The following is a 14,769-nucleotide window of genomic DNA, read 5'->3' as shown; positions in this document are numbered from 1 at the left end:
CAACAGGTCCTCTGCACTCTGCTATTACTGATCGGTAACTTCGCTTGCCGGGAAGGAGTAGGAATGAATGAAACAACAGCATGTTCCAGTCACTGTTAAGCCGAATCGAGAAAGACAGCATCGCATGACAGCGGCTTTGTTGTCCGTTGTCCTCCAAGGACTTGGACAGTTGTATAACCGTCAATGGATAAAGGGAATTTGTTTTCTGATCTTAGAGGGAGTGGGACTCGCATATCTGATTCCCCGTTTGAATCAGGCCGTATGGGGAGTATGGACGCTGGGCGAGCAGACGCAACGTTTCGTCAAGGTCAATGGATCAACGGTGCTGCAGCAGGGCGACCACTCCATCTTTTTGCTGCTCAACGGAATCATAGTACTTTTGGTATTTTTCGTTTTTCTTCTTCTGTATATCTTCAATATTCGGGATGCGTACATCACGGGAAAATTAAGAGAGGAAGGAAAGCAGGTCACCGGAGCTTCTGCTTCCCTGAGATATCTGCTCGATAAACAATTCCCGTATCTGTTCTTATCCATCCCTGCGCTGGGCATCCTGTTTTTCACCATTATGCCTATTTTGTTTACGATTACTTTGGCCTTTACCAATTACTCGGCACCGGATCATATTCCTCCTGCCAAGCTGGTGGATTGGGTTGGTTTCAAAACTTTTACGGATCTGATCCAGCTTAAATCGTGGAGCAATACCTTCTTTGGTGTATTAACGTGGACGGTGATCTGGGCCATTCTGGCAACGGTCACCACGTATTTCGGCGGGGTGCTGGTTGCACTTCTCATCGAGCAGAAGGGGATTCGCTTCAAAAAGGTGTGGCGAACAATATTCATTCTTCCTTATGCCATTCCACAGATTATCTCACTGCTCCTGATGCGTAACCTATTCAACGGACAGTTTGGTCCCATTAATACGTATATGAAGGCTTTTGGCCTTGAGGGGTTGCCATGGTTAACCGATCCGTTCTGGGCAAAGGTTACCGTCGTCATTGTAAACATGTGGATCGGAATCCCGGTCAGCATGGTGCTCATCCTGGGTGTGTTGACGGCGATTCCACGGGATTTGTATGAAGCGGCTGAGGTAGACGGTGCGTCTGGCTTTCAGAAATTCCGCATCATTACGCTTCCTTTTATCATGTTCGCTACGACACCGGTGCTTATTATGCAATTTGCCGGGAATTTCAACAACTTCAATGTCATCTTCCTGTTGACGAACGGTAATCCGCTGCGTGGCGATTATCAATACGCGGGATCAACCGATCTCCTCGTGACCTGGTTGTACAAACTGACGTTGGATAACAACAAGTTCAATATGGCTTCGGCGGTCGGCATCATTATTTTCCTGATTATTGCGTCGTTCTCCATCTGGAATTTCCGTCGTTCCAAATCGTTTAAGGAGGAGGACATGATTCAATGAAAAAGCGCAACAATCCCATGCGTCTGGCGATCAGTTATGTGCTGCTGGTCATCATTGCCATCGTATCGGTGTATCCCGTCTTGTGGATATTTCTCTCGTCACTGCGTCCAGGGGCAGCGCTGTACAGCGAACGTCTATGGCCTGAAGCGTTCACGCTGGCCCATTACGGGGAACTGTTTACCAACCCGTCGTTCATGTATGGCACATGGTATCTGAACACGTTGAAGATCGCCTTTTTCACGATGATTTTCTCAACGCTTATGGTGACTTTGGGCATGTATGCCTTGTCCCGTTTCCGTTTTCGCGGTCGTAAGACCATTCTATCCACCATGCTGATCCTGGGGATGTTCCCCAGCTTCATGAGCATGATTGCCATTTATATTATTTTGCTTCAGATCAAATTGCTGGACACCCATGCCGCGTTGATTCTGGTCTATTCGTCCGGGGCCGTGCTGGGTGGATTTATTGTCAAAGGGTTCTTTGATACCATCCCGCGTAGTTTGGATGAAGCAGCACGAATTGATGGTGCCAGTCATCTGCGTGTGTTCACCAGTATCATCCTGCCGTTGTCCCGGCCGATGCTGACTTATGTAGCCTTAACCAGCTTCACTGGTGCGTGGATGGACTTTATCTTTGCCCGGCTGGTACTGCGGACAAAAGAGAACTGGACCCTTGCAGTTGGCATGTGGGATCTGGTGAGCCGCTATCAGGACAGTAACTTTACGATGTTTGCTGCCGGGGCCGTACTGATTGCCATTCCGATTACGTTGTTGTTTGTATTCCTGCAGCGCTTCCTGGTGCAGGGGCTGACCTCTGGCGCCTCCAAAGGATAAAAGAATAAACATCTAACCTCATAGACACTCTGTAAAACAATTCAGGCCACCAATCAGGCGCTTCTGAGAGGTTCCATCATCGCTGGAACTGCTCCGGAAGCGCCTGCCTGCTGTTTGAGATCCGAATGACAAGAGGAGGAAAAGATCGATGGGAACGCTACAGTCCCCAGAACCGGAATTGGGACCGAACGGGGCTCTTGCTGCTGCGGAAAGTCAGAAAATCGCCAACAGGGCACTTTGGCGCAATGTTGCTTATCGCAGAATTTTGTGTGGCTACGGCATCTCCGTATTTGGTGATTGTTTCAACGGCATTGCCATCAGTCTGTGGGTATTGCAGACCACGGGAAGTGCGAAGAGCATGGCAGCTGTACAGGTATGTAACATGGTCATCAGTTTTCTGTTCGGATCATTCGCGGGTACGTTTGCCGACAGGCTGGATCGCAGAACATTGATGTTGTCGTCGGATTTGTTTCGCGGGGCCATGGCGTTTATCATCGCGGTGAGTCTGTTTGTGCTGCATGCTCCTTTTCCAATCGTACTGCTCATGCTTTCCCTTTCGATGTTCTCCAGCCTGTTTCAGGCGCCTGCATTTCATGCTTCGGTAACCAGTCTGGTGGGGAGGGAGCATCTGCAGCAAGCTACAGGAACCATTCATCTGGTCGATAATATTGCTCGGATTAGCGGACTGGCCGCAGCGGGGATTGCGGTTTCTGCATTTGGAGGGTTTACGGCTATTATGATTACGGGTGTGACCTTTCTGCTATCTGCGATATGTGTAATGTTGGCCGGGCGTTTTCCGGATGTACAACGCTCTTCCCTACATAGAGGATCGTTCGTAAAGGAGTGGGGCGGTTCGTTTTCCTACATCTTTGCACATCCCCTGATTCGCTCCATCGTTATTCTTAATCCGCTGCTGATTCTTTTCTTCATGTCAGCCATCATGCTTGTTCAAGTCATGGCCGTCAAAGTATGGCAGGCGAATCCTGTTCAGTTCGGACTGATCGAGACTTGTATTCCATTGGGGTACATGCTGGGTTCCGGAATTCTGATTGCCTCAGGCAACCGGCTGAAACGAAGAGGTCGATGGGTGTTTATCGGTCTACTGGTCCTTGGACCACTGTATATGCTGTTATCCCATGTATCTTCTCCTTTGGTGGCCTTGCCGCTGATCATTGCTGGGGGAGCCATGTTTGCGTGCTGTACGATGTTAACCCAGATCATGATGCGTGCCGAGGTTCCCGATGAACTGCAGGGAAGAATCTACGGGGTGCTCGGTACCATTACAAGTACAGCCCCGATCCTGGGATTAACGGTGGTTTCCGTTTTGGCTGATCAGTGGGGTGCCCAAACCGTGCTGGAAAGTTTGGGAGCATTGCTGTTGGTGGTAGGAATGATTGCATCAGTTGGATTAAAATCCATTCGGACCTATCGATAGCAAATGCAGCTATTTGTTAGGATGAGCCTAATCAAAGAACCCGGAAGCAGACGCTCATCGCGTCTGACTCCGGGTTGAATGATAGGACGGTGAAGGAATTAAGGCTGCCAGTTCACTGTAACGGTTGCGGTTCCACTGGTTGGTGTGGTGAAGGTATGATTGTTGCCATTTTCCCACGTAATCGTAGAACCGTTCTTTTTGAAGAACTTAAATTCCAGATTCGTTCCGGCAGGCACGCTCACGTCATAATACCAGGTTGGATAAGAATAGATCACTTGATTGAACGCCGGACCAATGGCGAGAGGGCCTGTGGACCAGTTACCCAATTCAGCGACATTGCCCGTCAGATAGAGATTCTGGCCGAGAGTTGTGGAGGCATTATTGATGACAAACCGAACGGAAACCTGGTTGCCACTAAGAATCGTGAAATTGTTATAGGTGTTACTGTTAACTCCGCTCGCTGCGACTTTAACTGCATAGTTGCCGGCGGCAACAGCAGGGATGGTCACTTTGATCTGAGTATCTTCCCATGATGTGATCGCTGAACCTGTAACAGCGGTTGTACCGAAATAGACAGTGCCTTTGGTAGTACCAAATCCACGACCATCAATGGTAACGGTATTACCCGCTTTGCCCATTACAGGGCCCACATGACCGATGGTTGGTGTAGTGGTACTGGCTGTATACTGCCAGACCGCTGTAGCTCCTGCTGCCAATGTGAAGTTAGCGACGTTACCTCCTGTAGAGGTAATGTTATTCCCACTTAATGCACCTGCAAGAACGTCGTTGTATGTACCCGAAGGAAGTGAAGTGGTCAGGCCACTGATGGAAGTGGAAGTCGAAAGATTACGGTTAACCGCTACGACGGCCACGTTGTTGCCGAATTTACGTTCATACACATACACATCGTTGTTAATCCAGCGCTGCTGGGTAGTTCCATAGGCGATGGCTGGATTGGTTTTACGCAATGGAGCGAGCTTGCTGATAACGTTAAAAGCAGTTGTTGTTTTGGAGAAAGAAGGCATTTTGGCACGGTTATCCGGGTCACCGTTACCTGTCATATACTGCTCAGTGCCATAATAGATGGCTGGTACGCCCCGTGAAGTAAGTGTAAATGCAAGAGCTTGTTCCAAGCGACGGTTGTTAACGGCACTTGTTTTGAAGCGATCCATGTCATGATTATCAATAAAAGTCACTTGGTCATTCACTTGGGCATAATCAGCGGCGGTGCTGGTGATCATGGAATCCAGGGCAACCATCGTGGAGGTGTTATCACGGAACACGTTACGTACTTCATTGTTGAAACGGAAGTCGAGCAGACTCATGCCGGATTGGTTGGCGAAGTTGGTGTTGTCCGCATCGGATGCGGATGAACCCAGGAACCATTCACCAAACGTGAATACCGGTTTGTAGCCATAGATGGAGGACATCCAGTTCTTTTGCCATCCCATCGGCATGTGCTTCACAGCATCCACCCGGATGCCGTCAATACCCATATCCAGCCAGAGCTTGATCGCATCCTTGAAGTAGGTATCAATGGTGCTGTTATTGTGGTTCAGGTCAGCGAGATCATAGAGGTTTTTGTAGATACCGTTCTCCAGTGTGGAGAAGTCGGAGCCGCCATTGTGGTGGAAAAGTTTGTTCGTATCATTGGTGTAGCCGCCAAGCAGCGTACCGTTATTGTACAACTTTCCATTCTCTGCGAACGAGGTGTCGGTTTCCATGGCAGGAGAGGTATGGTTGGGAGCAAAATCAATGATGACTTTAATGCCTTTGGCATGTGCCGTGTTGATCAGGTTCTGGAAGTCGGTCATCGTACCGAAAGCAGGATTGGTCTTCTTGAAGTCACGTGCCCAATACCCGTGATAAGCCGTATTGTTGACACCGGAATAGTTAATCAGCGAGTAAATGTTCTCCACAGGCTGGGAAATCCAGAGTGCCGTAATGCCGAGATCGGTAAAATAGTTATCGTTGATTTTATTGATTAGCCCTTGCCAGTCGCCCCCGCAATAGAGCTTCAGGTTGGAACAGGAGGCGTCATAGGCTCCCCCAGTAGGGTTGTTGGAGGGATTGCCGTCCAGAAAGCGGTCGGTAAATACCTGATAAATAACATCAGTGCTGAAGTTCTGCTTGTTGCTTACAGCCGTATCCGCATCTGCGAATACAGAGGCCGCCGGGAATATGGGCAGTGCACTTCCGGCCAGCAAGCTGAAGCTCAGCGTGGTACTGAGGATGATTCGCTTGGTCCATTTGAACATTGGTAATCCACCCTTCGTTTATTAAATGTGTGTTCTCTTCCCTGATTAGAAAAGCGCTTTCAAGTTAGACTTTGGCAGGTTATTCTTAACGATATCCCCCCTTTAATGAACGCCAACAACCCCGGCACCTCCTGCTGGAGTTACCGGGGTTGTCCTAAACCGATTGGGTTTAAAAGCATGGCCCTCTAGTTATAATCACAACGTTATGATAATTAAATAATGGTTTGGTTGTCAATAACTTTTTCTTGAGCATTTTTTTTCTATTTCCATATTTACAAATCAGGCTCAACAGATTTAAACTATTCGCAGACCCACCAATATAAGGGCTATGCATTTTAGAACATTTCGGTGTTTTAAAACAACCCCGTCTCTTCAGAGACGGGGTTGTTTGTCGATGTAGCCAAGGGAAGAACGAAGCAGGACTAACAAAACAGAGAAACCCCGGTAGTGTATGAGCGAAATCTATAGGAGAGGCGGTTGATGGATCAGTGAACACTCATTCTGTTATCGAATGTGTGGAAGGTTTCAAGGCGTCCAGGCTGGACAACACACGAAAGATTTTTATCTATTTGCCACCAGGATATAAGGATCATGTGGATCAACGCTATCCGGTGTTATACATGCATGCGGGTCAGAGAGCCTTCGGCTCTTCGACCGCGGGAAATGAAACGTGGCACGTAGATCAGGCGGCAGACCAACTGATTGATCAAGGCTTGATGGATGGACTGATCATTGTCGGAATTGCCCATGTTCGTCCAGTTACACACAATGAATTCTATCATTTCATTGCGCCTGCAAGAGAAGCGGTGAGTGTGGGCTGCTCAGGCCTGGATTATGAACACTTTATCATTCATGAACTGAAACCGTTCATTGACGAGCATTACCGCACACTTCCAGACAAGGACAATACGGGACTGCTTGGTTCTTCCGCAGCGGCACTCAGCACCTTCCATATAGGAACACGTCATCCTGATATTTTTGGCAAACTGATCATGCTCTCTCCCTTTTACGTGGATGTGCAGCTGGATGAAACGGCGGAGAGCAGGTTACAGGAGGAGGATATGTACCTCATGCCTGAGGGCAGTGCTCCGATTCAAATGTGGATGGATATAGGGGATGCAGAAGGATTATTTCTTCCTTCCCAGGTAAGGAATGTAGTCCATCAGATGCTCGAACTGGGATATAAGCCTGGCAAGGACATCTCATTTCTGGAACAGCCGGATGCAGGTCATCAGGAAGCGGATTGGGGAGAGCGGGTTCATCTTCCGCTATTGTATATGTTCGGCCGAATCGGCAAACCAATCTCTCTGGAGCTGATGGGAAGGGATGTTATTGGATTGAAAGGCAGAATGAACTGTCACATCAATGCGCTGCTTCATTACGACAGTGGGTTCACCATGAGTGTGCTTGAAGGGGAATATCGTTCCGATCAACCCGATGTTCTTGAGGTTCGACCCAATGGGGAACTGGTTCCTGTCAAGATGGGTCATGCAGTAGTTACTCTGACGGTGGGAGAGTTGACGGCATCACGGATGTACAAGGTTGTGGAAGAATTATCGGGTCACGTGACAGTCTGCATGAGTGCGGAAGTACCGTTTCAGGACATGTATGATGACTCGATCTACGGAGGCATGGGCATGAAGCTTATGCATACCGGAGGTGGTCATTATGAAGACTGTTTCGAGGTTCCGCGTGACAGCGGATTTCGGTTCAGGTTCACGCGAGGGTTCCGGCAGTTTGAAACCGATGCAGATGGCAAGGCACTGCCCAATCGGGTGTTTCGTGCCCATGATAACCTGTCTCTACATTACAAAATCCAGTCTTGGGGCAGCACGGCTGCCAAAGCCGGGAACAGGAGGTAGCCATGATTAGTCAACCATTTCAACCAACGATGGATATTCCGTATTATTATCCCTGCAATTTTCCTTTGATTCACGAAATCCTTCAACGTCAGGGCTCGATAAGCAGTCTCGGCCTGTTGGCTTCCAGCCGCTTGTATAGTCTGACTTCCTGTTCGGATCGTGGCCTGATCAAGCCTTACTTTCATAAGCTGGATTATGAAGAGCCGATGTGGGAAGTGTTAGGAGAACGGGAGTTTGACAGCTTCGAACAAGGAAAGGCATATATTCGGGAACGCCTTGAAAACGAGGGCATTTTGGTCGTTACAGGCACAAGTTATTGCTTGCCCTATGGGGAAGATTATCGAAATCCCGAGTATATTCATAAACTCGTTAAACAAGATTCACGCCTGCATCTGGTCGATCATTGGCTGGCTGTGTACGGAATGGATGAGGAGCAGTTCTATGTCTATGATCCCGTTCCCTCCAAATACATGGGAGCTGTATCGTCTACTGATTTCCAGGAGTTCTGGAAAGGAAACAAAAATATCTCCGAGCTCGAAATAGCCCGTCGCAAAGAAACATTACGAACATATGGCACGATGGAGATTCGTGCTGTGGAGACACTCGACGCTGCAGGCTACCGAAACATGCTGCGCTCTGCGCTGGCGACGCAGGCTCATGAATTCATCGCGGGTAGAACGATCTGGCAGGGCAATCGAAGCTATTATTTTGGACAGGCTGTAACATCACAATTGTTACAAAGATTGCACCCGGATGCCGAGGTGGATCGGGAACAGGAGAAAGCCATCTCCGCGTTCCTGTTCGACATGCGATGGAGCCGCTACTTTTTCCGCGATTTGCTGGAGGAAGCAGCAGAATGGCTCGATTCTCCTCATGATCAATATGTTGAGGAATTCGGTGCAATGATTGCCCGGTGGGAACAGGCGCATAAGCTGCTGCAGATCGCCAGAATGAAACGAAGCCCTGAATGGCGGGAGCAGTTAACGGTTATTATCGAACAATTGGCGGCGGACGAATTACGCTGGTACGAAGCGCTAATGACGACACATCAGCATGCCGATCGCTTCAGACAGATCCCATCGACTGTGGAAAATCCCGCGCCTACGCCTTCACATCGTGAAGTCATTGAGCGGATTGTGCTGGATAGCTGCCATGAGATCAATCGGTACCATAACGCGTCCATTCCTCTGGAGCATGGCTTGCAAGCACCCCTGTATGGAAGTCGGGGGAGACTGGACTCCCTTGAACTTGTCACTTTACTTGCGGTTGTTGAGCAAGGGGTTGAAGATACATTTGGCATAGGGATAACTCTCGCGGAATTGGCGGCCGCTTCCATGCCGGAAAGTCCTTATCGAACGGTAGAATCACTGGTTAAATATTTGGAGGGGCAATTGAAACATTGCTCAAAGGATGATGAGGGATGAATATCACTTTCCTTCTGGAACGGTTCGCCGCGTATGGTAGTCACCCTGCGTTGATATGGAAGGACGAACAATATAGTTATAACTGGTTATTGGATCAGATTCAGACCTTTAGCCAGTGGATTTCCACTGAAGGGCTCGAAGGGGCCATCGTTGTGCTTGAAGAGGATTATTCTCCTTATGCCGCAGCGGCACTGATCGCTCTTCTGGAACGGAATTGTATTGTGGTTCCGCTGGATCGACACTTGATTGAGGCCAAACGGAATGAGTATACAGCGCTCGCTCAGGCAGAATGGCGAATGAGTGTTGGGGAAGGGGAAGCTATAGCCAGACATTGCTCTGTGCAAGGGAGTCGGTCCCCGATATTGGCAAAGCTGAGTCAGGAAAAGAAAGCAGGTCTGGTGATCTTCTCATCCGGATCGACAGGACAAAGCAAAGCTGCTGTTCACAGCGCGGATCGTCTGTTGCACGGGTTCAGGCGGCAAGTCCGGCCGCTCTGTACGATCCCTTTCATGATGTTTGACCACATTGGCGGCTTAAACACAATGCTGCAATCCCTGTCCAGCGGCGGCTGTTTATGCGTCATACCGGATCGCTCCCCCCTGGAAGTATGCAAAACCATTGAAAAGCACCGTGTTCAGGCACTGCCAGTCTCACCAACGTTCATGAATTTGCTGCTCCTTAGCGGAGTCTATCCTGAGTTTGATCTATCCAGTCTCGAAGTGATTTCCTATGGATCAGAGGTTATGCCGGAGGCGCTGCTTACCGCATGGAATAGACAGTTTCCGAATGTACGTACGGTGCAGGCTTATGGCATGTCAGAGCTTGGCATTCTGCCGACACGCTCCAAGGATTCGGGTTCATTGCTATTTACGGTTCGTGATGGGGAAGTCCGTTATCGGATTGTGGACGGGCTGCTTGAGATCCAAACGACAACGGCCATGATCGGGTATCTGAACGCTCCATCTCCGTTCACGGAAGATGGCTGGCTCCAGACCGGCGATGAAGCGGAGATGGAGGGTGGTTACATTCGCATTTTGGGTCGCCGCTCCGAGATCATTAATGTAGGCGGGCGTAAAGTTTACCCTGCGGAAGTGGAGAGTATTCTGGAGCAAATGGATGCCATTGAAGTGGCTGTGGTGAGCGGGGAACCGAGTGGAATTATGGGGCAGATGGTAAAGGCCACGGTCAAACTTACAGGTGAGCATCCTCTTACGGAACTGCGCAGACAAATCTGGGACTTTTGCCGAGACAAGCTGCCCCAGTACAAAATCCCGCAAAAGATTGTAATTACCCAGGAGACATTAACAAGTCCAAGAATGAAGAAAATAAGAAATCCCGGTCCAATCTCCGCCGTTCGGGATGAGGTTGCGGCAAGCCTGGAGGAGGATTCGCAAGGGGCACAATAGGGAATGAACGAATGGATAAAGTGACTCATGAATGCCAACGCAGCAGGGGACATCATGAGTTGTAATAGGAGAGGGGAACCTTCGGATGCGCGACGCACCGAGGGTTCCCCTTTTGTTAAACAGAGTCGAAGTTATTCGTACGAGAGATATCCTTCCACACAATTTAATGGAAGATAGCCTATACGAAGTACCAAGAGTCTCATCGGAGAAAGGATTGAGAATGAAGCAAGATGTTATGCCTTCACGTGTGATTTGACATCCAACTGCAACAGGGAGAAACCGTACGCGTCTAGGTCCAGCTTCAGCTTGTTCTGCTGAGTTTCCCGAGTTGTGGCTGAGAATACATTACGCCAAGTTCCTTGGTGTAGTGGCAACTCCAAACTGCGTGGTTCTTCACTTGCATTCAGGACGAGTACGAATTGTTCCCCCGTATCCTGATTCTTGCGTCCGATGGCAATGCACGGGTCTCCGGCTTCCGCATAAATCATTGTGATGTCCGCACTGCGCAATGCAGCGTGTTGTTTACGCAGGGCAATGGCTTGGGTGAAGAATTCGAGCAGATCCTTGTTCTGCTTCTGTTCGTCCCACTCCATACATTTGCGACAACCTGGATCATAGCCACCATCCAGTCCTACCTCGTCGCCATAGTAAATACAAGGAGCGCCTGGGTACGTAAGCAGCAGAATGACTGCTAGCTTCATTTTGCGTACATCCCCTTCACACACGGTGAGCAGTCTTGGCGTGTCATGACTGCCGAGCAGGTTGAAGGCCGCTTCGGTTACAGGCTGTGAATACGCAGCCAGCAGTTTGCCAACCTCGTTGGCAAATCCGAGGCCGTCCAGCTTGCCAAGCACAGCGTAATCCATGACTGAATTCGTGAAAGGGTAGTTCATGACTGCATCAAACTGATCCCCCTGCAGCCACATGATGGAATCATGCCAGATTTCGCCGAGAAGATAGGCATCCGGGTTAAGTGATTTGACCGTTTGTCGGAATTCACGCCAGAATTGATGGTCTACCTCATTGGCAACATCCAGCCTCCAACCGTCGATACCCATATCCTGAATCCAGTAACGGGCCACCTCCAGCAAATATTCCTTAACCTCGGGATGTTCCGTGTTCAGTTTGGGCATAAGGGGTTCAAAGGCAAAGGTATCATATGTGGGGATACCGTCTTCGATACGTGCTGGCCATTCTCTGACATGGAACCAATCCGCATAACGGGAAGCAGCCCCTTTTTCAAGCACATCCGCGAATGGAAGAAATTCTCTACCGGAGTGGTTAAATACCGCGTCCAGAACTACCCGTATGCCGCGTGCATGGCATGCATCCACAAGCTCCTTCAATTTCTCATTGGTGCCAAAGTGGGGATCAACCCTCAGGTAGTCTGCGGTATTGTACTTATGGTTGGTTGTAGCCTGGAACACCGGGCAGAAATAAATGGCGTTAATGCCAAGTGCGCTCAGATGATCAAGGTGATCCAGAACTCCTTGTAAATCACCTCCGAAAAAATTGACAGGTGTCGGTTCACCGCCCCAGGGTTCAGCATTCTTCGGACTGATAGACGGATCACCATTGGCAAAACGTTCAGGGAAGATCTGATAGAATACAGCATCCTTAACCCAAGCAGGTGCCTCGAAGAAATCCACCGGATTCATAAATGGAAAATCGAAAAATTCCAACGGATGATCAGGCAAAGCCTGCTCGAATCCCCGTTCCGTCATCCAGACCGATTCCTCTCCCTCGATCAGTTGGAAGCCGTAGCGTAATCTGCGGTAGGGTGGTTGCGCTTCCACTTCCCAATAATCGAACAAGGCATCACGGGCAAAGATTCGCATCGGAAGGTGGAGGACCGTACGATCCCATGCATATTTATCCCCGATGATGGCGATAACAGCATCCAGATCGCCCCGCTTGGAACGTAGCCTCAGGTGCATGGTGGAACGGTCATATACGTAGGACCAATTCATTTTGGGACGATGATAAATAGCTTCAAGTAACATAGCATTCACTCCTTATCTGGGATGGATAATATGGCTATAAACGCAAAAAAGGCACAACCCCAATGTTCACGAGGTTGTACCTTTCGGCAGCATAGCCTTTTGATTATAGTGCTATTATACGAACTAAATTGGAAAAAGAAAACACTTTTTTTTCCTGAAAAGATGAGTTGAATTCATCGTTTAATTTTGGGTACTATTATTTAGAAATCATACCCAAGCTTATTGGCATAAGCAGAAATTTCTTTGTGATATTTCTCGATACTTTTCTTGCCGGTATCAATTTTGGCATTGGCTTGTTTCAGGACAGCGCTGTTTACCGTTGTTTTGGAGACAGCCTTTTTAGCGAGTTGGAATCCTTCAAGCTGTGTATAACTACCTTTGATCAAGTTGGCATGGATTTTTTGCAGTTCCGCATTTTGCGGTTTAATCAGCTTCAGCTTGGAAACATATTTGGTGTAGTTAGGAATCGCTGTGTTGGTCAATTTCAGGAAAACGGACTTGCGATTGGAAGATGTAATGTAAAATCCTCCTCCCAAGGCGTTGAAGGCTTTCTCTTCATATACCGATGCGGTATCCAACTGATCCAGGTAGTTGAGGAAATCTTCCTCTTCGGCTGTAGGGATCGGTTCTTGTTCCGATGTGTCAACTTCTTCGTAGTATTCGTCTTCCGAATATGTAGTAGTTGAGTCATCCGCAGCAGCGGCATACGACCCTGCAGGTGCGAATACTCCGCCGAGCAAAACAAAACTCATAATGATTGATAGTACCCATGATTTCTTCACGTTCTAATTTCCCCTATCTATATATGTGATATTATTCCAATGGATAATCTAACATAGCACGACAAGAAATTACAGGAATCAATTGACAAAGATGGAATCTATGAATAGCTATAAAAGGTTATAATAACGTTGTGAATCAACAAAAAGGGAGGAAATCTTGATGACTGTTGAACGTTTTCATATTCATGTCTCTGATGAGATTTTGGACGATTTGCAATATCGGCTGCATCACATCCGTTGGCCAGATCAATTGGTAGACTCCGGCTGGGAGCGAGGAACTGATCTCAGTTATTTAAAATCACTTGTCTCTTATTGGAGAGATCATTATGACTGGCGAGCACAAGAGTCCAGGTTGAATCAATTTTCCCAGTTTCGTTGCCAGTTGGATGGGGTGGATGTGCACTTCGTACATGAGCGTGGTAAAGGGCCTAACCCTCTGCCGATTATTCTTACCCATGGATGGCCCGATAGCTACCTTCGTTATCAAAAGATTATCCCTCTCCTGACCGATCCTGCGAGTCATGGAGGTAATCCGGAGGATTCTTTTGATGTCATTGTGCCTTCACTGCCTGGATTCGGATTCTCTAGTCGCCCTAACCAACCTGGCTTCAACAATTCTCGTGTCTCCCGGATGTGGGCCAAACTAATGACCAAAGAATTAGGCTACAACAAATTCGCTGCTGCAGGTGGAGATATTGGCTCTGGCGTTACACGTTATCTGGCATCGAATCATCCTGAACTTCTAGTTGGAATCCACTTAACGGATATTGGTATCATAAGAGATCTTTTATCTTCCCAGGATGAGGCAGAACGCTCAGAGGAAGAACGAGAGTACAAGAAAAATGCTTCAACATGGATTTCACAAGAAGGGGGTTATATGTCCATTCAATCAACCAAACCTCAGACACTTGCGTACGGACTTTCCGATTCGCCGGTAGGTTTGGCCGCTTGGATCATTGAGAAATTTCGTGCATGGAGCGACTGTAAAGGTGACCTCAATCAACTATTTAGCAAGGATGAGTTGCTGACTCATATTATGATCTATTGGGTTACGAATACCATAGGATCATCCACACGTATGTACTACGAAAATTCGCATTCCTTGCCACCACTGGGCCGTATAGAAGTTCCGACAGGCATTGCCATATTTCCTGCGGATATCGTGCTGCCGCCCAAGTCTTGGGCGATGCAAAACCTGAACGTAACGCGCTGGACCTCCATGCCTAGTGGAGGGCATTTTACGGCTTTGGAAGAACCGGAGTTGCTGGCGGATGATATTCGGGCATTCTACAGACCGATTCGAGCAATGAACAATTAATGTAGTTATATATAGTTGAATTCAT

The 14,769-nt window shown here is 48.3% G+C and carries 10 protein-coding genes; 7 read left to right on the top strand and 3 right to left on the bottom strand.

Annotated elements, in window-relative coordinates:
• Positions 1–67 precede the first annotated feature (67 nt).
• From DC345_RS29195 to DC345_RS29185, 3 genes are all read left to right on the top strand, one after another.
• Complete coding sequence (locus tag DC345_RS29195; RefSeq protein WP_113056114.1) at positions 68–1,423, top strand: carbohydrate ABC transporter permease; 1,356 nt, start codon at positions 68–70, stop codon at positions 1,421–1,423.
• Positions 1,420–2,256, top strand: a complete 837-nt coding sequence (locus DC345_RS29190; protein WP_076290382.1) for a sugar ABC transporter permease — start codon at positions 1,420–1,422, stop codon at positions 2,254–2,256. Before DC345_RS29195 ends, DC345_RS29190 begins: the two co-directional genes overlap by 4 nt.
• Positions 2,257–2,404: 148 nt before the next feature.
• Positions 2,405–3,691, top strand: coding sequence for an MFS transporter (locus tag DC345_RS29185; protein WP_113056113.1), 1,287 nt, complete (start codon positions 2,405–2,407; stop codon positions 3,689–3,691).
• A gap of 98 nt (positions 3,692–3,789) precedes the next feature.
• Here DC345_RS29185 and DC345_RS29180 read toward each other — a convergent pair whose 3' ends face one another.
• A complete protein-coding gene (locus DC345_RS29180) occupies positions 3,790–5,949 on the bottom strand; it encodes an alpha-amylase family glycosyl hydrolase (RefSeq protein WP_113056112.1) in 2,160 nt (719 codons plus the stop codon).
• A gap of 488 nt (positions 5,950–6,437) precedes the next feature.
• Between DC345_RS29180 and DC345_RS29175 the strand changes: the two genes are divergently transcribed.
• The 3 genes from DC345_RS29175 to DC345_RS29165 are packed head-to-tail and all read left to right on the top strand — an operon-like array spanning position 6,438 to position 10,641.
• Positions 6,438–7,811 (top strand): alpha/beta hydrolase, encoded by a 1,374-nt coding sequence (locus tag DC345_RS29175; RefSeq protein ID WP_113056111.1) that lies wholly within the window; start codon positions 6,438–6,440, stop codon positions 7,809–7,811.
• Positions 7,812–7,813: 2 nt separating this feature from the next.
• A complete protein-coding gene (locus tag DC345_RS29170) occupies positions 7,814–9,235 on the top strand; it encodes a hypothetical protein (protein ID WP_113056110.1) in 1,422 nt (473 codons plus the stop codon).
• Positions 9,232–10,641 carry an ANL family adenylate-forming protein gene (locus DC345_RS29165; protein WP_113056109.1) on the top strand — a complete coding sequence of 470 codons (1,410 nt, stop codon included), beginning with the start codon at positions 9,232–9,234 and terminating at the stop codon, positions 10,639–10,641. Before DC345_RS29170 ends, DC345_RS29165 begins: the two co-directional genes overlap by 4 nt.
• Before the next feature lie 233 nt (positions 10,642–10,874).
• On the opposite strand, the gene DC345_RS29160 is transcribed toward DC345_RS29165, so the two are convergent.
• On the bottom strand, positions 10,875–12,644 hold the full coding sequence (locus DC345_RS29160) for an alpha-glycosidase (protein WP_113056108.1): 1,770 nt from the start codon (positions 12,642–12,644) through the stop codon (positions 10,875–10,877).
• Between the two features lie 200 nt (positions 12,645–12,844).
• Positions 12,845–13,426: a hypothetical protein gene (locus tag DC345_RS29155; protein WP_113056107.1), complete on the bottom strand. Its 582-nt coding sequence runs from the start codon at positions 13,424–13,426 to the stop codon at positions 12,845–12,847.
• A 160-nt stretch (positions 13,427–13,586) separates the two neighbouring features.
• On the opposite strand from DC345_RS29155, the gene DC345_RS29150 reads away from it, so the two are divergent.
• On the top strand, positions 13,587–14,744 hold the full coding sequence (locus DC345_RS29150) for an epoxide hydrolase family protein (RefSeq protein WP_113056106.1): 1,158 nt from the start codon (positions 13,587–13,589) through the stop codon (positions 14,742–14,744).
• The last annotated feature ends 25 nt before the right edge of the window (positions 14,745–14,769 follow it).

Source organism: Paenibacillus taichungensis (genome assembly GCF_003287275.1).
Taxonomy (GTDB): Bacteria; Bacillota; Bacilli; order Paenibacillales; family Paenibacillaceae; genus Paenibacillus; species Paenibacillus taichungensis_A.
This window is presented reverse-complemented; position numbering and strand designations above follow the sequence as displayed.